We start from the raw sequence: 24103 nt of genomic DNA, 5'->3' as shown, positions 1-24103 counted from the left end.
GGCTGCTTACTGCTGCCGGGTTACAGCGTCTGCCGCTGCTGCCTGTGCCACCGCGTGGCAGCGTGCCTCATGCACCATCGCACCAATCTCGGCGCCCTTTCGGCCCAGTTGGGCGGCGCGCTCTGCCACCTCCTTGGTGCTGACGGCTTGTGCCACGGCCAGCAGGCGCAGCAGCTGTTCGCGTTGCGGGTAGGGTTGGTCTTGCAGCCCCAGCCGCCCCTGGGCATCGCATTGGCAGGCGAGCAGCGCCTGCGCAAAGCGCTCGGGTTTGCGAAAGGCGTCGCAGCGCTCCAGCAGCCGCACCACGGCAGCGGGGGCGATGCCCGGGCTGCGGTGGATGTTGCCGTGCTCGGCCGCCACCAGCAGGGCGAGGTCGGCACACTCGCTGGGCACACGCAGGCGCTGCTGCACGGCGCGGGCCAGCTCCACACTGCGCTCTTCGTGGCCGATGTGGCGCGGCAATATATCAGTTGGCGTCGTTCCCTTGCCCAGGTCGTGCGCAATGCAGGCCCAGCGCACGGCCAGCGGGGCGTTCAGCTGGGCGGCGCGATCCAGCACCATCATCACGTGCACGCCGGTGTCCACCTCGGGATGGTAGTCGGCCCGCTGGGGCACGCCCCACAGGCGGTCCAGCTCGGGCAGCAGGCGGGCGAGGGCGCCGCAGTGGCGCAGCACCTCGAACATGCGCGAGGGCTGCGCTTCCATCAGGCCGCGCGCCAGCTCCTGCCAGACGCGCTCGGGTACCAGTGCGTCCACTTCGCCCTCTGTCACCATCTCGCGCATCAGCGCCAGGGTTTCGGGGGCGACGGAGAAATCGTGAAAACGTGCGGCAAAGCGTGCCAGGCGCAGGATGCGCACCGGGTCTTCGCGAAAGGCAAGGGTTACATGGCGCAGCACCTTGGCCTGCAGGTCCTGCTGGCCGTGGTAGGGATCAAACACGGCCTCGCTGCCCGTCCAGTCTGCGGGGGCAGCCATGGCGTTGATCGTGAGGTCGCGCCGCGCCAGGTCTTCTTCCAGCGTCACGTCGGGCGATGCGGCAATCGAAAAGCCGTGGTAGCCGCGGCCCGATTTGCGCTCGGTGCGCGCTAGCGCGTATTCCTCGTGGGTCTGCGGGTGCAGAAACACCGGAAAGTCCTTGCCCACGGGCACAAAGCCCTGGGCCTGCATCGCCTCGGGCGTCGAGCCCACCACCACCCAGTCGTGGTCGTTCACGGGCAGGCCCAGCAAACGGTCGCGCACAGCGCCACCCACCATGTAGATCTTCATCCGGGCAAGTTTACCTGCGGGGCGCCTGCACATACACGCCGCTGTCGTGCAGCTCGCCCTCGGCAGCTTCAATGCGGGCGACGGCCTCCGGCCCGGCGCGGCTCACCAGCACCTCCAGCAGCGATTCGGCCAGGGCCTGCGCGGCGGTGACCGAGGGGAAGAACGATGGGCTGTTGACGGCAAACAAGAGGGTTTCGTCGGCGGCCAGCGACAGGGGCGATGCCAGGCTGTCGGTCAGCGCCAGCACCTTGCAGCCGCGCGCGCGGGCCAGCTCCACGGCCTGCACGGTTTCCTGCGAATACGGCGCAAAGCTGATGGCCACCAGCACATCGCCCTTGTCCACGGCACGCAGCTGCATCTCGCGAACGCCGCCCATGCCTTCGAGCAGATGCACCGACTGGCGGAACAGGCGGTACACATAGACCAGGGAGAACGCGACCGGAAAGCAGGCGCGCATGCCCATCACATGCACCTGGGCGGCTTTTTCCAGCAGACGGGCGGCGCTGGCGAGGCGGGGGGCGCTGTGCTGCTCGGTGGTGTCGAGGTTGCCGCGCTGCATGGCAAACATCTCAGCGGTGAGCTGCTTGTCGCGGGAGCGGCCAATCAGGCTGCGCGCCTTGTCGCCGTACTGGTTGGCGGAGTCGCTGCTCAGGCCCATGTCACCCGTCAAGGCCTGCTTGAACTCGTTCCAGCCCGCAAATCCGCAGGTCTGGGCAAAGCGCACCAGGGTGGTGGGCGGCACCTGGGCGTGCTGGCCCACGGTGCGCATCGATTGGGTGACGACATCGCCCGGGTGATCGAGCACATAGCGGGCCACTTGCTGCAGCGAGGGGCTCAGGGATGCAAAACGGTCGCGCAGCTGGTCGATCACGCCCATGGTGGATTGGCTTTGTTGGTGGTTGAGGGAAATCACGGGTAGCCATTGTCGTTCATGGAACATATGATCCAATTTATAAAAATAAGGAACATTGGTTCTGTTTTAACGCCGCAGGGCATTGAGGCGCCAAGAGGGCGCGAAAGGAAAGTCGATGACGCAAATCAAGCACGCTGTGGCACGCATGGCGATGGCCGCCGCACTGGCATGTGCCGCTGCCGGGGCCATGGCGCAGAGCGCGCCCACGCTGGACAAGATCAAGAGCACAGGAGCCATCACCCTGGGGTACCGCGAGTCGTCGTTCGGCTTTTCGTACCTGGACGCGAATTTGAAGCCCGTGGGCTACAGCATGGACATCTGCTACAAGATTCTGGACGCGGTCAAGGCCAAGCTGGGTTTGACCGAACTCAAGGTGGGCTACCAGGCGGTCACCTCGGGCAACCGCATTCCGCTGGTGCAGAACGGCACGGTCGATCTGGAATGCGGCTCCACCACCAATCTGGTGGAGCGCCAGAAGCTGGTGGCGTTTTCGCCGGATATCTTCCGCTACAACGTGCGCATGCTGGTGAAGAAGGATTCGGGCATCAAGGGCATTGCCGACCTGCAGGGCAAGGCCGTGGCCACCACCACGGGCACGACCTCGTTCCGCCTGCTGCGCCAGGCCGACAAGGCCAGCAACCTGGAGATCACCAATGTACCGGGCAAGGACCATACCGACTCCTTCCTGCTGGTGCAGGGCGGCAAGGCCCAGGCCTTTGTGCTGGACGATATTCTGCTCGCGGGCCAGATTGCCAACGCGCGCGATCCGCAGAACTACGAGATCGTCGGCGAGAGCCTGCGCACCGAAAACCAGGCGCTGATGCTGCGCAACGACGACCCGGCCTTCAAGAAGCTGGTGGACGATACCGTGGCGGGCATGATGAAGTCCGGCGAGATGGAAAAGCTCTACAACAAGTGGTTCATGTCGCCCATTGCGCCCAAGGGCATCAACATCAACTACCCGCTGAATGCAGAGACGCGCGATGCGTTCGAGCATCCAACGTCCAAAGGCATCTGAGTTCGCAGCCGGAATCCGGGGCGTTCTGCACCCGTCCCCTTTGTTTGCACGCTTCGCGGCAAGGAAAAGGGTGCGCTCAACGGTTGCTTAAATTTTGATAGCTGCCAGCGCTTTGCAGATAAGCGCTGGCAGCTATTTTTATTGAAAACCTTCAGCGCTCGGCGCGGTAGGGCTCGTCCATCGGCACGAAATCCTTCTCTGCCAGGGCGCCGTCGATCCAGGCCTTGACGCCGGGCAATTGGTGCACGCGTTCGACGTAGGCGGCGATTTCGCCCGGCACGGGCAGCTGGTAGGTTTTCAGGCGCATGCAGACGGGTGCGAAATAGGCGTCGGCGACGCTGAACTGGTCAAACAGCAGGGGGCCGCCATGCTGGGCCAGCAGGTGGCTCCACATGCTGCACAGGCGCTCCACGTTCTTGCGCACGCCGGCGTTGTCGCGCCAGACGATCTTGCCCACTTCGGCCAGATCGGCTTCGATGTTCATCGGGCAGGCGCCGCGCAGGGCGGTGAAGCCGCCGTGCATTTCGGCGCAGATGCTGCGGGCGGCGGCGCGGGCGGCCTTGTCCTTGGGCCACAGCGCCTTGTCTGGGAACTGCTCGGCCACGTATTCGGCGATGGCCAGGCTGTCCCAGACGGTGACGTCACCATCGCGCAGCAGCGGCACGGTGCCCGTGGGGCTGACGGTGGCCATGGTGCGCTTGAACTCGGACTGGCTGTCGAAACTGTCGAAGCGCACGTATTGCTCGTCGAAGGGAATGCCCGCCTGGCGCAGCAGCACCCAGGCGCGCATGGACCAGGAGGAGTAGTTTTTGTTGCCGATATAGAGCTGCAGCATGGTCTGGGCGCAAAGAAGTGAGGGGAACCCGATTTATACCGCAGCCGCCTTCAACGCAACTTCCGCTGCACCACGACGAGAACTGCCGTGACGGCAGCGACCACCGCCAGCCACTGGTACAGCTGCTGGCAGGCCATGAAGAAGGCCTGGTGGTCCACCACCTGGGCCAGCATCTCCAGCGCCGCGTGCCGGGCCTGCTGGGCCACCATGCCGTGGTGCTGCAGGGTGCTGGCCGTGGTGTCGAGCCACTGCACTGCCGTGCTGTTGCCTGGGGTGAGGCGGCTGGCAAGGTCGGAATACTGGGCGAACTTGCTGTCCTGCAGCGCAACGGCGGCCACGGCCGATGCCAGCGAGGCAGTCATCTGACGCAGGATGTTCTTGCTCTGATAGCCCTTGGCAAAGTGCCGGGCGTCGAGCGCCCGCCAGGTGAGCGCCGCCACGGGCAGCACCATCAGCACGCCAAAGCAGCCCTTGATGGCGAGGGCGCCGTACAGCGCGGCGGCGGGTGCGTCTGGCGGCAGGCGGCTCATCCACCACGCGGCGGCGGCCATGGTCAGGCACCCGGCCATCATCAGCGCGCGTTTGTTGGCAATGGAGGCGCTGTAGCGGATGTAGACCACCGCCACCCCCAGGCTGGTGAGCGCCGAGAAGCTGTTGAGCCAGCCGGTGGTGATCAGCGGAATGCCCAGGCCCCGCTCGGCATACTGGGGAAACAGGTAGTTGCTGAAGTTGACGACGAAGTAGTACACCGCGTAGAGCGCAAGGCCCGCCAGAAAGCCGGGGCTGGTGAGGTCGCGCAGGTGCAAAAGCGGCTCGTCGTGCCGCCACTGGTGCAGGCCGAACAGGCCCAGCAGCAGCACGCCGGCGAGTACCAGCAGTGCCAGATGTTCGGGGCGGTCGAACAGGGCGTAGCGCGCCTCCGAAAAACTCCATTGCACGCATCCGATGGCCAGCACAAAGAGCAGGAGCGGCGTGATGCTCCAGCGCACGGGCCGCTCGCTTTTGCCCAGGGCGGCAGGCAGCAGGCCGTAAACGCCCAGCGCCATCAGCGTGGACAGCGGCAGCACGCTCCAGAACACCCAGCGCCAGCCCCAGTTGTCCACCAGCCAGGCGGCGCCCAGCGGTGCTATGGCACCCACGGCAAAGATCATCAGCATGTAGATGCGCGTGGCCTGCGGGCGCTGCTGCACGCCAAACATCATCGGAATCAGCACCCGCGTGCTGATGAAGAAGGCGCCGCCACCCATGCCCTGCACCAGGCGCGCGGTGGTGATCTGCGCCAGCGAATTGGCGCTGGCCGAGGCCACATCGCCCAGGCCGAACAGCAACAGCGCGAGCAGTAGGTAGTTGCGGTAGCCGAAGTGGCGCGAGAGCCACTGCTGCAGCGCAATCATCAGCATGCTGCCCACGGCGTAGGCGGCCTGTACCTGGGCAAACTCGCGCGGCGCAGCGCCGATGCCGCCAAGAATGTGGCTGGAGCCGAAGACGAACATGCCGTTTTCGAGAAACTCCATGCCCACCAGACCGCCAAGCAGGAGCATCAGCAGCCGCTGCTTTTCCCAATGCTTCCAATGCGCCAAGTGAACGCTGCGCGTCCAGCCGTGCTGGCGGGCGGCGGTCATGGCGCTGCCGGATCGTCGGTGCGCGCTATGTTTTTTGATGCGCTGGCGCGCGCAGAACGGGCGCTGGCGGCCTTTTTCTTCTGGGCATCATCGGCAATGCCGGTTTCCAGGCCGGAGAGCACCTTGCGCAATTGCTGGCGCATGGCGCCTGTGCCTTCCTCGCCCAGCACGGCCCAGGTCTGCAGGTGCACGGCCTGCACCAGCGGAATGGCTTGCTCCAGCAACTGGGTGCCGCGTTCGGTCAGCGCCAGTTGCAGCGCGCGGCGGTCCTGCGCGTCGGCGGTGCGCACGGCCAGCGCCTTGGCTTCCAGGCTGTCGAGCAGGCGGGTGACCTGGGTGCGCGTGGCGTCCAGCGATAGGCTGAGGGTGGAGGGGCTGATGGGTTCGTGCACACTGTCCGAGAGCAGGTACAGCGCCAGGTATTCGCGCATGTGCAGGCCCAGCGGCGCCAGTGCGGCGTCCATGCGCTGCTCCAGCAGAGCTGCGGCGTGCTTCAGGAGCCGGGTGGACGCGACCGCGTCTATCAAAGATTGCGGCTTGCCAGCCAGAATGCGCTCAAGTCGGGAATCGAAGCTCATGGGGTGTTGGTGTATTTAATTTCATTTGTAATTATATTGTTTGAAATTAAATGTGCAAGCACCCGCAGGGGCGGCAAGGCTCCTGCATGTATGGTTTTTGCCCAAAAGCAGCCCTGGCGCACAGAGGATGGGCGCGGGCTGCTATGGTTTTGTTTTCAATGCGTGGCGCAGAAACTCACACCGGCCAGACGACGCCATTGTCGTTCAGGATCGCGTCGAGCGGCAAATCGTGCGGCTCGGGCTCAAAGTCGTCGACAAAGCCGTCGGTAAAGCCCAGGCCCACGGTGAACGGCCGTGGCTCCAGCGCCGCCAGGGTGCGGTCGTAAAAACCGCCGCCGTAACCCAGGCGGTAGCCGCCTGGCCCGTAGCCCACGCAGGGCACGAACAGCAAGGTTGGCACCACCAGTTCGGTGTTCTGTGGCTTGGGAATGTCGTAGGCATCCAGCTCCATCGGGCAGCCGGGGTACCAGGCATGGAAGGTGAGGGTCTTGTGCTGCTTGTTGACCACGGGCAGGCCGATGCGGCGCAGCAGCGGCTCGTCCATCAGCGCACCGTCTTCCTTCCAGCGGTGCAGGGCGGGCAGCGGGTCGAACTCGCCCTTGATCGGCCAGTACGCACCAATGACGGTGTCTTCTCGCTCGGTGAGCCAGAAACGCAGCACCTGCTGCAGTTGCTCGGCGCGCTCCAGGCGGTTGGGCATATTCAGGCGTTTTTCGATCAGCGCCTGACGCACGGCTTTTTTATCCATCGCGGGGAACCCTCCAAAAACTCTCGCGGTCGTTCCATTCTGACACCTGGCAGCCCCCCGCCAGGAAAAACGAGCTAGTAAAAACACCAGTCTGTTTGATGCATGTTGCCTATCGAGGTAAGCGCTTGTAAATGCCTGCAAGCCCCCAAAACTGCGGCCCCTGCGCTTTTGCGGGCCTGCCCGGATGTGTATGATTTTGTGATTCTTTCGCGGCGCCCGCTTTCCATCGTCCTGCCAGTGCTGGTGCCGCCTTCTTGCGAGAGTTCGAGCCCATGCGTTGGAAAGTTCTGTTCACGCCGCTGATGGCGGCCCTGTTGGCAGCCGGTGCGCTGCCGTTGCCCGCCCAGACCATCTTGCAGGGCGCCGTCCAGGTGCAGCCGCCCGTGCAGGGCTCGCCCGGGGCATCGGCCGCTGTGGTGCCGCAGACGGCTTCGCAGATGGCGAGCGACGATGTGATTGTTGACATGCAGCAGGCCTTCCGTAAGCGCGACAAGACCAAGCTGAGCCAGCTGCTGCCATCGACACGCGGCCATGTGCTGGAGCCCTGGGCGGCTTATTGGGAGCTGCGCGCGCGCCTGCAGGAAGCCACGCAGGACGAGGTGCAGGCCTTTCTCACCCGCTGGGCTGGCACCTACCAGGAAGACCGCCTGCGCAACGACTGGCTGCGCCTGCTGGGCCAGCGCCGCGACTGGGGCAATTTCGACGCGCTGTACCCGGCCTTCCGCATGGGCGACGACCGTGAGCTGCGCTGCTATGCGGCGGTGATCGATCTGGCCAAGGGCAAAAAGACCGAGCAACTGGGCGAGACCGTCAAGGCCAACTGGTATGCGCAGCGTGATTCCGAAGACGGCTGCAACCTGGCCGCCTCCGAGATGTATTCCGCCGGCAAGCTGCAGGCCGACGACATCTGGCGCCGCGCGCGCCTGACCATGGAGACCGGGCGCACCCGCGCCGCGCGCGCTGCGGTGGAGATTGCCGCGCCCGTGCAGCTGCAGGCCTTCTCCGTCATGCTGCAGTCGCCCGCCAAATACCTGGCCACCAAGGCCAAGCTGCAGACCAAGGAGCAGCAGGAGCTGGCCACCTTGGCACTCATCAAGATGGCGGCAGACAATCCCGACGGCGCTGCCAACCTGATGGACAGCCGCTGGGGCGAGCTGCTGAGCCAGGACAAGCGCGACTGGATCTGGGGCGTGATCGGCAAGACCCAGGCAACGCGCCTGTCGCCCGATGCGCTCGCCAGCTTCGCCAAGGTGGGCAAGGACAGCCATCTGAACGATGACATGCTCAACTGGAAGGCCCGCGCCGCGCTGCGTGCCGGCCAGTGGCAGCAGGTGCGCAAGAGCATCGAAGCCATGAGCGAGGAAGAGCGGCGTGACCCGACCTGGGTGTACTGGCGCGCCAAGGCCCTGCAGGCAGGCAAGGTGAGCGATACGCAGTCGGCCGAGGCGCGCGAACTGCTGCAGACCATTGCCGGCCCGCAAGGCTTTTACGAACAGCTGGCGCAGGAAGACCTGGGCCAGAAGATCAGCGTGACTGCCGCGCCGGTGGCAATTGACGAGCCCGCCCGCCAGGCGGTGCGCAGCAACCCGGGGCTGGCACGCGCGCTGTACGCCATTCAGCTGGGCTTGCGCAGCGAAGGCGTGCGCGAATGGAACTACACCACCAACCTGCACGAAAACGGCGGCATGGGCGACAAGGAGTTGCTCGCCGCCGCCGAGCTGGCCTGCCAGCGCCAGATCTGGGACCGCTGCATCAACACCAGCGAGCGCACCAAGTCGGTGGTCGACGTGGGCCAGCGCTTTCCCATGCCTTTCAAGGATGCGGTCGTCAGCCGTTCGCGCGAGATCGGGCTCGATCCCGCCTATGTCTACGGCCTGATCCGGCAGGAGAGCCGCTTCATCATGGATGCGCGCTCGGGCGTGGGCGCATCGGGCTTGATGCAGATCATGCCTGCCACGGCGCGCTGGACGGCACGCAAGATCGGCATGACCGATTTCACCCCTGGCAGCATCAACGACCGCGACACCAACATCACTTTGGGCACGGCGTACCTGAAGCTGGCGCTCGATGATTTCGACGGCTCCATGGCCATGGCTGCCGCAGGCTACAACGCAGGCCCCGGCCGGCCGCGCAACTGGCGCAACGGCCCGGTGCTGGACGGCGCAATCTGGGCCGAGAACGTGCCCTTTGCCGAGACGCGCGACTACGTGAAGAAAGTGCTCTCCAACACCACCAGCTACGCGGCCATCCTTACCGGCCAGCCGCAGTCGTTGCGCGCGCGCCTGGGCACCGTGGGGCCGCGCGCGGAAGGCGAGCCCGATCCATCCAAGGATCTGCCGTAGGCTGTATTTGCCCTGTTTCTGATAGCTGCTGGCGCTTTTCTATAAAGCGCCAGCAGCTATTTTTATGACTGGTCAGCGTCGGTGCGCGGCACGTAGGAGGCGCGCATGTCGCGCCCGCCGCGCAGCGCGGCGCCGCCGTCCACAGGAATGATCGCCCCCGTCACATAGCTGGCGAGTGGGGACGAGAGGAACAGCGCCATGTGGGCCACGTCATCCAGGCTGCCCATGCGCTGCAGCGGCACGGTGTCCGTGGCGCGCTGCAGGGCTTCGGGCGAGGGCGCAAGGCGCCGCATGCCCTCGGTATCGGCAATCGGACCGGGCGAGATGGCGTTGACGCGCACGCCCACCTCACCCCATTCCAGCGCCAGCACGCGGGTCATCATGTCGATACCGGCCTTGGCGGCGCAGGCGTGCACCTGGTACATGGTGGGGTTGACGCCCTGGGGCGCCGAAATGCTGATGACGCTGGCGCCGGGCTTGCGCAGCAGCGGGTAGGCCATTCGCAGCACGTGAAAGGTGCCGTTCAGGTCGATATCGACCACCGTCTTGAAGCCGTTGGCCGACAGATCCTTGGCCGGGGCAATGAAGTTGCCCGCTGCGCCCGATACCAGCACATCGATGGGCCCGAACCGCGCATGTGCCTGGGTGAGCGCGGCCTGCACGGCGGCGGCGTCGCGCACATCGGCGCTGATGCCCAGGGCCTGCGCGCCCAGCGCCTGCAGGCTGGCCTCGGCCTGCTGCACCTTGTCGGGGGAGCGGCTCATCACGCTGACGCGGGCGCCCGCACGGGCAAAGGCCTGCGCAATGCCCAGGTTGATGCCGCTGGTGCCGCCTGCGACGAAAACATGCTGCCCGGAGAAGGAGAAGGGTGGATTTGTCATGGGGTGGTTTCATTTCGCCGCTCAATCGTTCGAGTACGCGACGGATGATGGAGAAATGAAGTCAGTCGAGTTGCAGCTTCTGGCTCAGAATCAGCTCGCCCCAGGTCTTCTGGTCGTCTGCTACCTGCCTGGCAAACTCGCCCTGCGGCTTGCCACCGGGGTTGCCGCCCAGGTCGCGGTAGCGCTTCTGGATGTCGGGGTCGTGCAGCACGGCCTGCAGGTTGTCGGTGAGCTTCTTGACGACATCGGGTGGTGTCTTGGCGGGCACGAAAAAGCCCATCCAGCCGACCTTGTTGAAATCCTTCATGCCCAGCTCGGTCATGGTGGGCACCGTGGGCAGCTCGGGCTCGCGCTGGTCGCCGGTCACGGCCAGCGGGCGCAGTTTGCCGTCCTTGATGTGGGCGAGCGATGCGGTCATGTTGTCGAACATGAATTGGGTCTCGCCCGTCACGATGGCCATGGTGCCGGGGGCCGAGCCCTTGTAGGGCACGTGCACCACATCGGTGGCGGTGCGTTCCTTGAACAGCTCGCCCATCAGATGCGTGGTCTGGCCCATGCCGGCAGACGAGAACGACAGCTTGCCGGGCTCCTTCTTCGCTGCCGCAATCAGCTCGGGCAGGCTCTGGATGGGCGATTTGGCGGGCACGACCAGCACGTTCGAGAAATAGATCATGTCCGTCAGCGCCACGAAATCGCCGGGCTTGTAGCTGAGCTTCTTGTAGGCCGTGTAGTTGATGGCGTTGCTGCCCGTATTGCCCACCAGCACGGTATAGCCATCGGGCTGGGCGCGCGCCACGAATCCCGTGCCCAGGCTGCCGCCAGCGCCGGGTTTGTTGTCCACAATCACCGGCTGGCCCAGCCGCTCGCCCAGCTTTTGCGCCAGCATGCGCGCAGGGATGTCGGTGGAGCCACCCGCAGCGCCGGGAATGACAAGGGTGATGGGGCGCGAGGGCCAGTTGCCATCTGCCAGGGCGGGCAGGCTGAAGGCCGCGGTGCCCAGGGCCAGCGCGCTGGTTGCCAGGTTGGCAAGCGCGCTGCGGCGGGGAATAGAGGCGCGGGTCATGCGGTTGTCTCCTTGGGGTTTTGTGCCGGGTTTGCTCTTCTTTTGAGAGTTGATGTGCAAGCTGGTAGCGCGCAGGCAGCCCGTTTTGTTGAAGTGTCTACAGGCCTTTCCACACTGGTTTGCGCTTTTCGGCAAACGCTGCAGCGCCTTCGCGCGCGTCCTGTGATTCAAAGACCGGCGTGGTGATGACGGCCTGCCGTTCCCACATCTCATCGCGGCGCCATTCGGCCGATTCGCTCGCCACCTGCTTGCTGGCGATCAAGGACAGCGGCCCGTTGGCCGCCACGGCGGCGGCCAGCTGCAGCGCGGCATCGAGCGCGCCGCCCACATCCGCGAGCCGGTTGACGAGGCCGAGCTGCGCCGCGCGCTCGGCGCCGAGCATGTCGCCGGTCAAAATGCATTCCATCGCCACGTGGTAGGGCAGGCGTTTGGGCAGCCGCATGAGGCCGCCAGCCGTGGCAGCCAGACCGCGCTTGACCTCGGGCAAGCCGAACTGGGCGTTGCGCGCCGCAACGATCAGGTCGCAGGCAAGCACCACCTCAAAGCCGCCAGCGAGCGCGTAGCCTTCGACGGCGGCGATCAGGGGTTTTCTGGGCGGGCGCATGGTGACGCCGCAAAAGCCGCGCCCCGGCACGCTGGGGCGCTTGCCCTGCAGAAAGCCCTTGAGGTCCATGCCTGCGCAAAAGCTGCCCCCGGCGCCGGTGATGATGCCGACCGACAGGGCCGGGTCGGCGTCGAGCGCATCCAGCGCCGCCACCATGGCCTCGGACATTTCCAGCGTGGCGGCATTGCGCGCCTCGGGGCGGTTCAGGGTCATGATCTGCACGTTGCCGCGCACTTCAACCAACAGGGGGGATGTCATGGAATGCCTTTCGAAATTCGAAGGAGAGGCGGACGCAGCCCGGCGCGGCCCCGTCGGCGGAGGCGGCGCTGGCAATCAGCGCGGTTGCATGCGGATGGCGCCATCGAGGCGAATGGTTTCGCCGTTGAGCATGGGGTTCTCCAGAATGTGCAGCGCCGTGAGCGCGTATTCGTTCGGGCGGCCCAGGCGCGCCGGGTTGGGCACCGATGCGGCGAGCGACTGGCGCACGTTTTCGGGCAGCTTGGCGAGGATGGGTGTATCGAACAGGCCGGGCGCAATGGTGCAGACGCGGATCATCTTGGAGGCCAGGTCGCGTGCGGCCACGATGGTCATGCCGATCACGCCCGCCTTGGACGATGCGTACGGTATCTGGCCGATCTGGCCTTCATAGCCCGCGACCGATGCCGTCAGCACGCAGGCACCGCGCTCGCCCTCGATGGGCTCGTTCTTGGCCATGGCCACGGCCGACAGGCGCAGGGTGTTGAAGGTGCCGATCTGGTTGATGCGAATGATGTTGGTGTATTTTTCCAGCGATCCGGCGCTGCCATCTTTCTCGATCAGGCGCACGGGGCCACCAATGCCTGCGCAGTGCACCAGCGCGCGAAACTCGCCGAACACCTCGGCCGCCGCCACGGCTTGCTGCATCTGCTCGCCATCGGCCACGTCGGCCTTGACGAACCGGAGCTGGCCGCCGTACTGCTGTTGCATCGCCGCGCCGCGCTCTTCGTTCAAATCCACGGCGACCACATTCAGCCCGCGCGCCAGCAGCGCCACCGCGCTGGCCTCGCCCAGGCCCGACACGCCGCCGGTCACCAGGGCCGTCATTCCTTTTTGCAGTTGCATCCCCAAAGTCCTTTTTCAATGATTGGCGTCAATGCGCGCGCAGCGCCTCAGGGCGTGATTTCCAAAATAGTTGCATTGGCCATCCCGCCTGCTTCGCACATCGACTGCAGGCCGTAGCGCTGGCCGCTGTCTTCCAGCGCGTGCAGCATCGTCGTCATGAGGCGGATGCCCGAAGCGCCCAGCGGGTGGCCCAGTGCGATCGCGCCGCCGCGCGGATTGAGGCGTTCGCCGTCGGCGCCCAGCTCCTTCTGCCAGGCCAGGGGCACCGAGGCAAAGGCCTCGTTGATTTCGTAGTGGTGAATGTCTTGCAGCTTCATTCCGGCCTTGGCCAGCACGCGCTGCGTGGCGGGAATGGGCGCGGTCAGCATCAGCAGCGGGTCGTCGCCCACCACGTCAAAGGCGACAAAGCGGGCGCGGGGCTTCAAGCCCAACTGCAGGGCGCGTTGCTCGCTCATGATGAGCATGGCGCTGGCGCCGTCGGTCATCTGCGAGGCATTGCCCGCCGTGGTGGACCACTGGATCTGCGGAAAACGTGCCGAGAGTTCCTCGTTCTCGAACACCGCCTTGAGCCCGGCGAGCTTTTCCGCCGTCGTACTGGCGCGGATGGTTTCGTCGGCAGTCACCAGGCCTGCGGGTGTATTGATGCCGACGATCTCCCGCGCAAAGCCGCCGCTGGTTTGCGCCGCGTGGGCACGCTGGTGCGAGCGCGCGGCATAGGTGTCCAGATCGGCGCGGGAGAGGCCCCATTTGGCCGCCACCAGATCGGCAGACACGCCCTGGCCGACCAGACCGGGGGCATAACGCGCGTCAAACCGCGCGCCAGTCGTGTTCTTGCCCATGCGCGAGCTGCCCATGGGCACGCGGCTCATCGATTCCACGCCGCAGGCGATCACGATGTCCTGCGTGCCCGACATGATGGCCTGCGCCGCAAAGTGCACCGCCTGCTGGCTGGAGCCGCACTTGCGGTCAATGGTGGTGGAAGGTACATGCGTGGGCAGGCCCGCCGCCAGCCAGGCCAGGCGCCCGGGCGTGCCGGCCTGCTCGCCCGCCTGGCTCACGCAGCCGCAGATCACGTCATCGACCTGGCCGGGGTCCAGCGCGGCATTGCGGTCCATGAGCTGCTGCAGCACCTGCGAGAGCAGATCGACCGGGTGCAGCTCGGCCAGCGCGCCGTCGGGTTTGGCCCTTGCCATGGGGCTGCGGATGGCATCAACGATGACTGGAATGTTCATTTGATTAATGAGACTTGAGGATCATTATTTAAATAATATGTTTCAAAAAAGTGAAGATGTACTGGTGTTTACCCGCGCTGTATTTGGTGAAATCTGCTGAATACTGTTTTCTGAAACAAATAATGTGAGACAACAGATTCGAAATAAATTCGATCTGTAACGCAGGTGATTGCGCATTCCGATCGCTTGTGAAATGCGGAGACCAGGGATATGCACAACTTTTTCAGCTGGGCCGATGCACAGCCCGACCGGGTCGTCCTGACCCAGGCCGACAGCGGCAAGTGCCATACAGCGGGCGACATTGCCCGGGGCGCGCGGCGCCTGGCGCAGTGGTTTGCCGCGCAGGGCCTGCAGGCGCAGGACACGGTGGCCGTGCTGCTGGAGAACCGGCGCGAAATCGTCGAGCTGGTGCTCGCCGCGCGCGAGGCTGGCCTTTATGCCGCCGTCATCAGCACGCACCTCACGCCCGCCGAGGTGGCCTACATCATTCAGGACAGCGGCGCGCAGATGCTGCTGGTGTCTGGCAAGACCTGGCCCAACGCGCAGCAGGCGGTGCAGGCGCTGGGTGTCGCGGCCTATTCGGTCGATGAAGACACCCCCGGCGTGGCCGCGCTTGCCAGCGCCGTGGAGGCGGCCAACGCGGCGCCCGTCGATCTGAGCGACCGGCCGCTCGGGCGTGATCTGCTGTATTCCAGCGGCACCACGGGCAAGCCCAAGGGCATCAAGAAGCCGTTGCTGGGCGCGCAGTACCGCACTCAGGCAGACCCGGAAGTGGCCGCATGGATGCGCAACATGCGCTTTGACAGCAGCGCGGTCTATCTGTCGCCCGCGCCGCTCTACCATGCAGCGCCCCTGCGCTACAGCCTGCGCACGCTCGATGTGGGCGGCGCCGCCGTCATCATGGGGCGTTTTGATCCGCAGGAGGCGCTGGCGCTGATCGAGCGCTACCAGGTCACCCACAGCCAGTGGGTGCCCACCATGCTGAGCCGCATGCTCAAGCTGCCCGATGCCGTCAAGACCCGCTACCGGCTGGACAGCCACCGGGTGGCCATCCATGCTGCGGCGCCCTGCCCGGTGCCGGTCAAGCAGGCCATCCTGGACTGGTGGGGCGACATTCTGCTGGAGTACTACGCTGGCTCCGAAGGCTGCGGCACCACCTTGATCACCTCCGAGGAGTGGCGCGCCCGGCCGGGCTCGGTGGGCCGCGCCATCACTGGTCAGCTGCACATCGTGGACGACGACGGGCAGGAGCTGGGCACGGGCGAAGTGGGGCGGGTGTATTTCTCGGGCGGTAGCCCGTTCCAGTACCTGAACGACGAAGCCAAGACGCGCGAGGCCATCAACGAGCGCGGCTGGGCCACCTATGGCGATATCGGCTACGTGGATGCCGAGGGCTTTCTGTTCCTGAGCGACCGGCGCGCCGATCTGATCCTGTCGGGCGGCGTCAATATTTATCCACAGGAAATCGAGACCGCGCTCGCCCGGCACGAAGCTGTGGATGAAGTGGCCGTGGTCGGCGTGCCGCACGAGGATTTCGGCGAGCAGCCGATGGCCGTGGTGGTGCTCAAGCCCGGGTTTGAGGCGAGTGCGGCGACGGCCGGTGCGATTGTGGCGCAGGCCGCCGGCCAGCTGTCGAAGGTGAAATGGCCGCAGCGCCTCGTGTTCGAGACCAGCCTGCCACGGCTGGAGACCGGCAAGCTGCTGCGCCGCGTGCTCAAGGAACGCTTTCGGCAAGCCGCCGATGCGGGCCACGACGTGCGCAGCGCCATGGCGCAAAAAGCATAGCAATCAGCGCTTGCTGGACGTGCGCTGGCAAGCATTTTCAATCAAAAATATTCATCCATCACCATGCAAGACCTGATCCAGCGCACCGTGTTCCGCGAAGACCACGAGCAATTCCGCGACGCGGTTCACCATTTCTTCGAGAAGGAGATCGTCCCTTTCCATGCGCAGTGGGAGCGCGACGGCATCGTCCCCAAGGAGGTGTGGCGCAAGGCGGGCCGTGAAGGCCTGCTCAACACCATGCTGCCCGAGCCCTATGGCAGCGGAGGCGATTTCGGCCACGCGGCCGTGCTGATCGAGGAGATTGCGCGTACCGGCGCCAGCGGCCTGGGTTTTCCGCTGCACTCGGACATTGTTGCGCCCTACATCAATGCCTATGGCAGCAAGGCGCAGAAAGACCGCTGGTTGCCCAAGATGGCGGCGGGCGAGCTGATCGGCGCCATTGCCATGACCGAGCCGGGCGCAGGCAGCGACCTGAAATCGGTGCGCACCACGGCCAAGCGGGAAGGCGACGACTACGTGATCAACGGCGCCAAGACCTTCATCACCAACGGCATCAACTCCGAGATCGTCATCGTCGTCTGCAAGACGGCGCCGGAGCTGGGCGCCAAGGGTGTGTCGCTGATCGTCGTCGAAGAAGGCACGCCCGGTTTCAGCAAGGGCCGCAAGCTCGAGAAGATTGGCCTGATGGCGCAGGACACCTCCGAGCTGTTCTTCGACAATGTGCGTGTGCCGGTGGACCACCTGCTGGGCGAGGAGAACCAGGGCTTCAAATACCTGATGCACGAGCTGGCGCAGGAGCGGCTGGTGGTGGCCGTGCGCGCGGCCATGTCCATCGAGGCTTTTCTGCAAAAAACCATTGACTACACCCGCGAGCGCAAGGCTTTCGGCCAGGCGGTGTTCGAGTTCCAGAACACCCGCTTCAAGCTCGCCGAGGCCAAGGCGCAGGCGACGATGCTGCGCGTCTTTGTCGACGACTGCATCGCGCTGCACCTGGAGCGCAAGCTCACGCCCGAGCGCGCCGCCATGGTCAAGCTCAACGCCACGGCGCTGCAGAACCGGCTGCTGGACGAATTCCTGCAGCTGCACGGCGGCTACGGCTACATGACCGAGTACCAGGTGGGCCGGGCCTGGGCGGATGCGCGCATTGGCCGCATCTACGGCGGCAGCGATGAAATCATGAAGGAAATCATCGCAAGAACCCTCTAGGCCCTAGACCGTCAACACGTTCTTCGGGCACTGCGCGCCTGCGTTGGCCCGTTATCCAAAAAAGTGATCAGGAGACTAGACATGCATCACCGCCGCTCGGCCCCGGGCCGCATTCTGAGCCGTATTGCCAGCCTCGTGGGCACTGCCGCGCTGGTGGCGCTGGCCGCACCGGGCACCGCCGCCTCCGCGGCCGATGCCTATCCAAGCAAGCCGATCCGGCTGGTGGTGCCCTACCCGGCAGGGGGTGGCACGGACATCATCGCCCGCCTGATGGGCACGCAACTGAGCCAGCGCTGGGGCCAGCCGGTGATTGTGGACAACAAGCCCGGTGCGAGCGGCATGCTGGGCAACGACATCGTGGCCAAGGCGCCGGGCGATGGCTACACCGTTCTGCTGGGCATCACGGCGCTGGTGCAGATACCATCGCTGTACAAGAAGGTGCCCTACAAACTGAGCGACCTGACGCCGGTCTCGCAAACCGCGAAATCGGCCGATCTGGTGTTTGTGCCGCGCAGCTCCGGCATCACCAGCCTGCAGCAGTTCGTGGTCAAGGCCAAGGCGGAGCCAGGCCAGCTCAACTACGGCTCGTACGGCAATGCCACCTCGTCGCACCTGCATGGCGAGCAGCTCAAGCTCAAGGCCGGTATCGACATGGTGCATGTGCCCTACCAGGGCTCGGGCCCGGAGACTGCGGCCATGCTGGGCGGCCAGCTCGCGTCGGCCTTCATCGACGCCACCGCGGCCTACCCGCACATCAAGTCCGACAAGGTCAACATCATTGCCGTGACCGGCGCGCAGCGCCACCCCGCCTTGCCCCAGGTGCCCACCATGGGCGAATCCGGCTATCCCGGCTTTGAGGCCAATGGCTGGTTTGGCTATTTTTTGCCCGCCAGCACGCCGCAGCCGATTGTGGACAAGCTGGGCAACGAGCTGGCCGCGATCGTGAAATTGCCCGAGGTCAACAAACGCCTGGTGGACATGGGCCTGATCCCGGTCGGCTCGACGCCTGCGGAGTTCAAGCCGGTGCTCGAGCGCGATGCTGCGCACTGGAAATCCATTGTCGACGCGGCCGGGATATCGCTGGATTGACGAGGCGGGTTGAGCGGGGCGGCCCAGCCGTGGCAGACTATGCACATGCCCCAGCCTGCCTTGCTTGTTGCCGACGACCATCCCCTGCTGCGCGCTGCCGTTGTGCAGGTGATTCGCAGCCGCTTTCCGTCGTTCGAGGTTCTGGAAGCCTCCAGCGCCAGCACGCTGAGCGCCGCGCTGGCCGAGCATCCGCAGATTGAGCTGGTGCTGCTGGATCTGACCATGCCGGGCACCCACGGCTTCTCGGCGCTGTTGCATGTGCGCGGTGAGCATCCGCAATTGCCGGTGGTGGTCATCTCGTCGAACGACCACCCGCGTGTGATTCGCCGTGCGCAGCAGTTTGGGGCATCGGGCTTCATCTCCAAATCCGCATCGGCCGATGCGCTCACCCAGGCCTTGAGCGCGGTACTGGACGGGGACACGGCGTTTCCCTCGATTCACGCTGAGCGCTCCGAGGCCGATGCCGAGCTGGCCATGCGCCTGGCCCAGCTCACGCCGCACCAGTTCAAGACGTTGCTTTATGTGGCCGACGGCCTGCTCAACAAGCAGATTGCGCAGGAGATGGGCGTGACCGAGCACACCGTCAAGGTGCATGTGACGGCCATCCTGAAAAAGCTCGAATGCCACAGCCGCACCCAGGCGGCCGTGCTCGTCAAGAGCCTGGAGCCTGAAAGCCTGGGGTAGCGGGCTGATTCAGTCTGCTTCGGCTTGCAGCCATGGCTTTAGCCAGCCCAGGCCGTCGCTGGTGCCATGCGGCGTGCTGCCCCGCGCAGGGCGGTATTCGCAGCCAATCCAGCCGTCCCAGCCCAATTTGTCCAACAGCTGGAACAGGTAGCCGTAGTTGAGCTCCCCCACATCGGGCTCATGGCGCTCGGGAACGCCCGCGATCTGGAAGTGGCCGATGCTGCCCGTGGGCAGGTACTGGCGAATCTTTGTTGCCAGGTCGCCTTCGACGATCTGGCAGTGGTACAGGTCCATCTGCACCTTGACGTTGGGTTCGGCAATTTCGGCCAGCAGCGCGTGGGCCTGGTCCTGGCGGTTCAGAAAGAAGCCGGGCATGTCGCGGCCATTGATGGGCTCCAGCAGGATATGGATGCCGTGCGGCGCTGCCAACCTGGCGGCGTATCGCACATTGGCGATGTAGGTGCTGCGCACCGTGGCTGCATCGGCGCCCTGCGGCACGAGGCCGGCCATCACATGGATGCGCGGGCAGCCCAGGGCGAGGGCGTATTCCACGGCCTGGGCGATGCCGCGGCGAAACTCCGCTTCGCGCCCCGCAATGCATGCGATGCCGCGTTCGCCCGCGTCCCAGTTGCCGGGCGGCGCATTGAACAGCACCTGCTGCAGGCCATGCGCCTGCAGCAGCGCAGCCAGCTGCGCGGGCGCGTAGGCATACGGAAAGAGAAACTCCACGGCCCGGAATCCATCGCGGGCGGCGGCGGCAAAGCGGTCCAGAAAGTCCACGTCGTTGTAGAGCATGGACAGGTTGGCGGCAAAGCGGGGCATGGTGTATGTCTTGGTGTGTTACAGGCATTGGCGGGTGCAAACTGCCAATGTATTTTCAGTGTCATTGCGCAGGCGCTTCGCTCTCGCCGCTCTCGCTGGTATTGGAGGCATCGCCCCGCCGCAGCAGCATCTGGCTGGCCAGTGCGCGCAGTGCCGCTGGCCGCACGGGGCTGCGCAGAAAGCCCCAGCCGCGGTCGGCTGCCAGTCGGCGCAGCGCCGCATCGTGTTCGTCGCCCACCAGAATGGCCTGCGGCCGCTGGCCCCAGGCCTGGCACAGCTGTAGGTACAGATCCTGCACCGGGGCGGCTGCAGCGTGCGTACCCAGCAGCAGCAGCTGTGGCACCTGTTGTGGTGTTTGCTGCGGTGCAGCAGCTGCCAAGGCTGCCAGTGCGGCCTGTGCATTGCCCGCCAGCGGAACGCTGCAGCCCCAGCGCTGCAGCAGCGCGGCCAGGGCTGTGCTGGCCTCGGCGCTTTCATCGATGCACCAGGCGCTGGCGCCCTGCAGTGGCGCGTCCTGCTGCGGCGCATTGTGCTGCGGCATGTGTGGTGCAGGCGCCATCCTGGGGGCGACCTGGGCGAGCGGAACGCTGACCCAGAACATGCTGCCACGCCCCAGTTCCGAGCGCAGGCCGATCTCATGCCCCAGCAGCCGGCCCAGGCGCTGCACGATGGACAGGCCCAGGCCCGCGCCACGGTCATGCTGGTGGCCGGTTTCCAGGCGGCGGAATTCCTCGAAGATCTCGGTCTGCAGGCTCTCGGGAATGCCCGGCCCCTGGTCATGCACTTCGATGCGCACATGGGCGCCGCTGCGGCGGCAGCCCAGCACGATCTTGCCGCGCCGGGTGTAGCGGATGGCGTTGGAGACGAAGTTCTGCACAATGCGCCGCAGCAGCACCGGATCGCTGTGCACGGTGGCCTGAGAGGCCACCACATGCAGCTCAAGGCCATGCTCCTGCGCAATCACGCCCAGGTTGTTGCCCAGCTGCTGCAGCAGGGGCTGCAGGGCGAAATCGGCCCAGTGCACTTCCAGCTGGCCCGATTCCATGCGCGAGAGATCGAGCAGGCTGCCCAGGATATCGTCCTGCGCGGCCAGCGCGCCTTCGACCTGGCTGGCAATCTTGAGCGCTGGGCCGTCCGGCACATGCTGGCGCAGCAGGGAGGCGAACACGCGCGCGGCGTTCAGCGGCTGGAGCAGGTCGTGCACCGCTGCGGCGACGAACTTCGACTTGGAGCGGTTGGCCTGCTCGGCCTCGCGCTTGGCCTCGGCCAGATCCTGCGTACGGTCGGCAATGCGTTTTTCCAGGGCGTCAGCCAGCGAACGTAGCTCGCGCGCGGCGTTCTTGTAGCTGGTGATATCGGCGTAGCTGGTGACAAAGCCGCCGCCCGGCAGGGGGTTGCCGCGTATCTCGAGCACGGTGCCGTCGGCCTTTTCGCTCTCGCGGGCGTGCGGCACGCCGCTGCGCAGGTACTGCATGCGCCGCTCGATGGCGTCGTCCAGTTCGCTGCCGCTTTGCTGGCCCCGGCCGAGCAGGCCGCGCCGGGCGTTGAAGCGGTACAGCTCTTCCACCGGCATGCCCACCTTCAGCATACCGGCAGGCAGGCGGAACAGCTCGCGGTAGCGTGAGTTCCAGGCCACCAGGTTCAGCGCGGCGTCGACCACGATCACGCCCTGGGGCAGGTGCTCCAGGCTCTGGCTTTTGCCGGCATCGGCCTGCTTGGCGGCTGCCACGATGCCGTCCTGCGCGGTACGTAGCTCCTGCGCGTGCTGCTGCAGCAAGGCTTCGAGCTCTTCCCGGCTGCGCTGGCGCAGGGCAGACAGGCGCTGGCGCTGGCGCACATACAGCACCAGCAGCGCCAGGGCCAGCCACGCGCCGCCCGCTGCCGAGGCGGCCCACCAGGCCGCCGCGCGGCTGCTGTTCACATCGTGGATGATGTGCAGTTGCCATCGGGTTTCGGGCAGGTCCACCGCCTGCAGCAGCTTGTCGCCCAGCGCAGGGGTTTGCCAATGCACCAGCTCGCCGCCCTGGTCCAGGGTCTGCATGGTGCGCATCTGCAGCGGGTGCAGGGTTTCGCTGCCGTATTGCTGGGTGCGGCCAATGGCCTGCTGGGCACTGGGGCTGAGCGGGTACAGCAGCCGGTACCGCCAGGCCGGATCACTGGCAAGAAACACGACGCCGTTGGCGTCGGTGGCGAACACGGTGTCCGGCGTCTGTATCCATTCGCGCTCCAGCTCCTGCAGGGCAATCTTGATAACGATCAAGCCCACGATGCGGTCCCCGGCATCGTGGATGCCGCGCGAGAGAAAGTAGCCTGCCTCGCCCGTGGTGACGCCAATGCCGTAGAAGCTGCCCTTGTCCTCCTGCAGCGCCTCTTGCACATAGGGGCGGAAGCTGTAGTTTTCGCCGACGTTGCTGTGCGGGGTCTGCCAGTTGCTGGCCGCCACCGCAATGCCGGTCTGGTTGATGAGGGTGAGGGTGGAGGCCTGGCTGGCACCGTTGGCGCGTTCGAGTTTCTGGTTGAGCTGCAACACCTCTTGCGCAGTTGGGGGCGAAACCAGGGCGGCGCGCAGTTCGGAGTCCAGCGCCAGCACATCGGGCAGGGCACGGTAGCGGTCGATGCGCTGGGCGAGCGCCTGGGCATAGAGGCTTACCTGGCGGTGGGCGAGCAGGTTCTCTTCGGCCAGGCTGTGCTGCAGCATCCAGCGCCCGGCCAGCGTAGCCGCCCCTGCCGTGGTCAGCAGCACGGCGAACAAGGTCCAGATGGGGTGGATGGGTCGGTGCAAGGGCATGGGTGCGAAAGGCAAAACGCGAAATGGCGGTCACCGAGGGCTAGGTGTTTTCCCTTGGTTGCATTTTTCCATAGCTCGGGAGCGGCGCAGCCTAATACTAATGTGTAATGGGCATTCGGCATGGGCTGCGATACAAACCCGCCTCAGCGCACCTCTCGGGTGCAGCTTCCCTGGAGACACCATGCAGATCCCATCCACGCCTGCCGCACCTGTGGCGCACCCGCCGTTCTACCGCAGCCTGTACTTTCAGGTGATTGTTGCCATCATCCTGGGTGTGCTGCTCGGGTACCTTGAGCCCCAGTATGGGGCAGCGCTCAAGCCGCTGGGCGATGCCTTCATCAAGCTGGTCAAGATGATCATCGCGCCGGTGATCTTTCTGACCATCGTCACCGGCATCGCCAACATGACGCACCTGAGCACCGTGGGCCGCGTGTTCGGCAAGGCGATGGCGTACTTCCTGTTCTTCTCCACGCTGGCGCTGATCGTGGGTCTGGTGGTGGCCAACACCATGCAGCCGGGCTCGGGCATGCACATCAACGTGGCCGATCTGGACCAGAAGGAAGTCAACTCCTATGTGGCCAAGACGCATGACATGACGGTCACCGGCTTCTTGATGGACATCATCCCCAAGACCCTGGCCAGCCCCTTTGTTGGCGACAACATTCTGCAGGTGCTGTTTGTGGCGGTGCTGTTCGGCATTGGCCTCGCCATGGCGGGTGACCGTGGCAAGCCGGTGCTGCAGTTCTTCGAGGCGATGACCACGCCGGTGTTCAAGATCGTCCACATCGTGATGAAGGCCGCCCCCATCGGCGCGTTTGGCGCGATGGCCTTTACCATTGGCAAGTTCGGCCTGGGCTCGCTGCTGAACCTGGCCGAGCTGGTGGCCACGTTCTACATCACCTCGCTGCTGTTCGTGCTGGTCATTCTGGGCGCGGTGGCGCGCCTGTGCGGCTTTTCGGTGCTCAAGCTGATCCGCTACCTGAAGGCCGAGCTGCTGCTGGTGCTGGGCACCTCGTCGTCCGAATCGGCCCTGCCTGCGCTGATGGAAAAGATGGAGCGTGCCGGTTGCAGCAAATCGGTGGTGGGCCTGGTGGTCCCCACCGGCTACTCGTTCAATCTGGACGGCACCAACATCTACATGACCCTGGCCGCGCTCTTCATCGCACAGGCTACCGATACGCACCTCACGCTGGGGCACCAGCTGGCGCTGCTTCTGGTGGCGATGCTCTCGTCCAAGGGGGCAGCCGGGGTGACGGGTGCGGGCTTCATCACGCTGGCGGCAACGCTGGCCGTGGTGCCCGAAGTGCCGGTGGCCGGCATGGCACTGATCCTGGGTGTGGACCGCTTCATGTCCGAATGCCGCTCGCTCACCAACTTCATGGGCAACGCCGTGGCTACCGTGGTGGTTTCGCGCTGGGAAAACGCACTGGACTACAACAAGCTCAACGCTGCGCTGAATGACCCCAATGCGGTGGACCCGGACGACGAACCCATTCGCGCCGCGACACACTGATACCGAGAGGGAA

General features: G+C 65.4%; 20 protein-coding genes. 7 read left to right on the top strand and 13 right to left on the bottom strand.

What is annotated here, in order from left to right; genetic code table 11:
* Positions 1 to 6: 6 nt before the first annotated feature.
* Together ACH2DG_RS07015 and ACH2DG_RS07010 are read right to left on the bottom strand one after the other, a co-directional pair.
* Positions 7 to 1266: a multifunctional CCA addition/repair protein gene (locus ACH2DG_RS07015; protein WP_395025060.1), complete on the bottom strand. Its 1260-nt coding sequence runs from the start codon at positions 1264 to 1266 to the stop codon at positions 7 to 9.
* A 10-nt stretch (positions 1267 to 1276) separates the two neighbouring features.
* Complete coding sequence (locus tag ACH2DG_RS07010) at positions 1277 to 2143, bottom strand: MurR/RpiR family transcriptional regulator (protein ID WP_395025207.1); 867 nt, start codon at positions 2141 to 2143, stop codon at positions 1277 to 1279.
* 151 nt (positions 2144 to 2294) lie between these two features.
* Between ACH2DG_RS07010 and ACH2DG_RS07005 the strand changes: the two genes are divergently transcribed.
* A complete protein-coding gene (locus ACH2DG_RS07005) occupies positions 2295 to 3197 on the top strand; it encodes an amino acid ABC transporter substrate-binding protein (protein WP_395025058.1) in 903 nt (300 codons plus the stop codon).
* Positions 3198 to 3348: 151 nt separating this feature from the next.
* Here ACH2DG_RS07005 and ACH2DG_RS07000 read toward each other — a convergent pair whose 3' ends face one another.
* The 4 genes from ACH2DG_RS07000 to ACH2DG_RS06985 all read right to left on the bottom strand — a co-directional run bounded on the left by ACH2DG_RS07000 (position 3349) and on the right by ACH2DG_RS06985 (position 6980).
* Positions 3349 to 4032, bottom strand: a complete 684-nt coding sequence (locus ACH2DG_RS07000) for a glutathione S-transferase family protein (protein WP_184705303.1) — start codon at positions 4030 to 4032, stop codon at positions 3349 to 3351.
* A gap of 50 nt (positions 4033 to 4082) precedes the next feature.
* Positions 4083 to 5654 (bottom strand): MFS transporter, encoded by a 1572-nt coding sequence (locus ACH2DG_RS06995; RefSeq protein WP_395025057.1) that lies wholly within the window; start codon positions 5652 to 5654, stop codon positions 4083 to 4085.
* On the bottom strand, positions 5651 to 6232 hold the full coding sequence (locus ACH2DG_RS06990) for a MarR family winged helix-turn-helix transcriptional regulator (protein ID WP_395025054.1): 582 nt from the start codon (positions 6230 to 6232) through the stop codon (positions 5651 to 5653). The genes ACH2DG_RS06995 and ACH2DG_RS06990 overlap by 4 nt, the downstream gene beginning before the upstream one ends.
* A 175-nt stretch (positions 6233 to 6407) precedes the next feature.
* Complete coding sequence (locus ACH2DG_RS06985) at positions 6408 to 6980, bottom strand: 5-formyltetrahydrofolate cyclo-ligase (protein WP_184705307.1); 573 nt, start codon at positions 6978 to 6980, stop codon at positions 6408 to 6410.
* 272 nt (positions 6981 to 7252) lie between these two features.
* On the opposite strand from ACH2DG_RS06985, the gene ACH2DG_RS06980 reads away from it, so the two are divergent.
* Entirely contained in the window at positions 7253 to 9322 is a 2070-nt protein-coding gene (locus tag ACH2DG_RS06980; RefSeq protein WP_395025051.1) for a transglycosylase SLT domain-containing protein, read from the top strand.
* A 62-nt stretch (positions 9323 to 9384) separates the two neighbouring features.
* On the opposite strand, the gene ACH2DG_RS06975 is transcribed toward ACH2DG_RS06980, so the two are convergent.
* From ACH2DG_RS06975 to ACH2DG_RS06955, 5 genes are all read right to left on the bottom strand, one after another.
* A complete protein-coding gene (locus ACH2DG_RS06975; protein WP_395025048.1) occupies positions 9385 to 10203 on the bottom strand; it encodes an SDR family oxidoreductase in 819 nt (272 codons plus the stop codon).
* 61 nt (positions 10204 to 10264) lie between these two features.
* Complete coding sequence (locus tag ACH2DG_RS06970) at positions 10265 to 11266, bottom strand: Bug family tripartite tricarboxylate transporter substrate binding protein (RefSeq protein WP_395025046.1); 1002 nt, start codon at positions 11264 to 11266, stop codon at positions 10265 to 10267.
* 97 nt (positions 11267 to 11363) lie between these two features.
* Complete coding sequence (locus ACH2DG_RS06965) at positions 11364 to 12128, bottom strand: crotonase/enoyl-CoA hydratase family protein (protein ID WP_395025045.1); 765 nt, start codon at positions 12126 to 12128, stop codon at positions 11364 to 11366.
* A 75-nt stretch (positions 12129 to 12203) separates the two neighbouring features.
* On the bottom strand, positions 12204 to 12971 hold the full coding sequence (locus ACH2DG_RS06960) for an SDR family NAD(P)-dependent oxidoreductase (protein ID WP_395025044.1): 768 nt from the start codon (positions 12969 to 12971) through the stop codon (positions 12204 to 12206).
* Positions 12972 to 13018: 47 nt separating this feature from the next.
* Complete coding sequence (locus ACH2DG_RS06955) at positions 13019 to 14203, bottom strand: thiolase family protein (protein WP_395025042.1); 1185 nt, start codon at positions 14201 to 14203, stop codon at positions 13019 to 13021.
* 210 nt (positions 14204 to 14413) lie between these two features.
* Between ACH2DG_RS06955 and ACH2DG_RS06950 the strand changes: the two genes are divergently transcribed.
* The 4 genes from ACH2DG_RS06950 to ACH2DG_RS06935 all read left to right on the top strand — a co-directional run bounded on the left by ACH2DG_RS06950 (position 14414) and on the right by ACH2DG_RS06935 (position 18967).
* Complete coding sequence (locus tag ACH2DG_RS06950; protein WP_395025041.1) at positions 14414 to 15988, top strand: AMP-binding protein; 1575 nt, start codon at positions 14414 to 14416, stop codon at positions 15986 to 15988.
* Between the two features lie 63 nt (positions 15989 to 16051).
* Positions 16052 to 17194, top strand: a complete 1143-nt coding sequence (locus tag ACH2DG_RS06945; protein ID WP_395025039.1) for an acyl-CoA dehydrogenase family protein — start codon at positions 16052 to 16054, stop codon at positions 17192 to 17194.
* Positions 17195 to 17275: 81 nt separating this feature from the next.
* On the top strand, positions 17276 to 18283 hold the full coding sequence (locus ACH2DG_RS06940) for a Bug family tripartite tricarboxylate transporter substrate binding protein (RefSeq protein ID WP_395025038.1): 1008 nt from the start codon (positions 17276 to 17278) through the stop codon (positions 18281 to 18283).
* A gap of 45 nt (positions 18284 to 18328) precedes the next feature.
* Positions 18329 to 18967, top strand: a complete 639-nt coding sequence (locus ACH2DG_RS06935; protein ID WP_224153167.1) for a response regulator transcription factor — start codon at positions 18329 to 18331, stop codon at positions 18965 to 18967.
* Between the two features lie 9 nt (positions 18968 to 18976).
* On the opposite strand, the gene otnI is transcribed toward ACH2DG_RS06935, so the two are convergent.
* Entirely contained in the window at positions 18977 to 19789 is an 813-nt protein-coding gene (gene otnI / locus ACH2DG_RS06930) for a 2-oxo-tetronate isomerase (protein ID WP_395025036.1), read from the bottom strand.
* Positions 19790 to 19850: 61 nt separating this feature from the next.
* Positions 19851 to 22577, bottom strand: a complete 2727-nt coding sequence (locus ACH2DG_RS06925; RefSeq protein ID WP_395025034.1) for a PAS-domain containing protein — start codon at positions 22575 to 22577, stop codon at positions 19851 to 19853.
* A gap of 181 nt (positions 22578 to 22758) precedes the next feature.
* Between ACH2DG_RS06925 and ACH2DG_RS06920 the strand changes: the two genes are divergently transcribed.
* Positions 22759 to 24090, top strand: coding sequence for a dicarboxylate/amino acid:cation symporter (locus ACH2DG_RS06920; protein WP_395025032.1), 1332 nt, complete (start codon positions 22759 to 22761; stop codon positions 24088 to 24090).
* The last annotated feature ends 13 nt before the right edge of the window (positions 24091 to 24103 follow it).

The organism is Comamonas odontotermitis, assembly GCF_040396735.1.
GTDB classification, from domain to species: domain Bacteria; phylum Pseudomonadota; class Gammaproteobacteria; order Burkholderiales; family Burkholderiaceae_C; genus Comamonas; species Comamonas odontotermitis_C.
The sequence above is the reverse complement of the archived record's forward strand: the minus strand, read 5'-3'. Positions and strand labels throughout refer to the sequence as shown.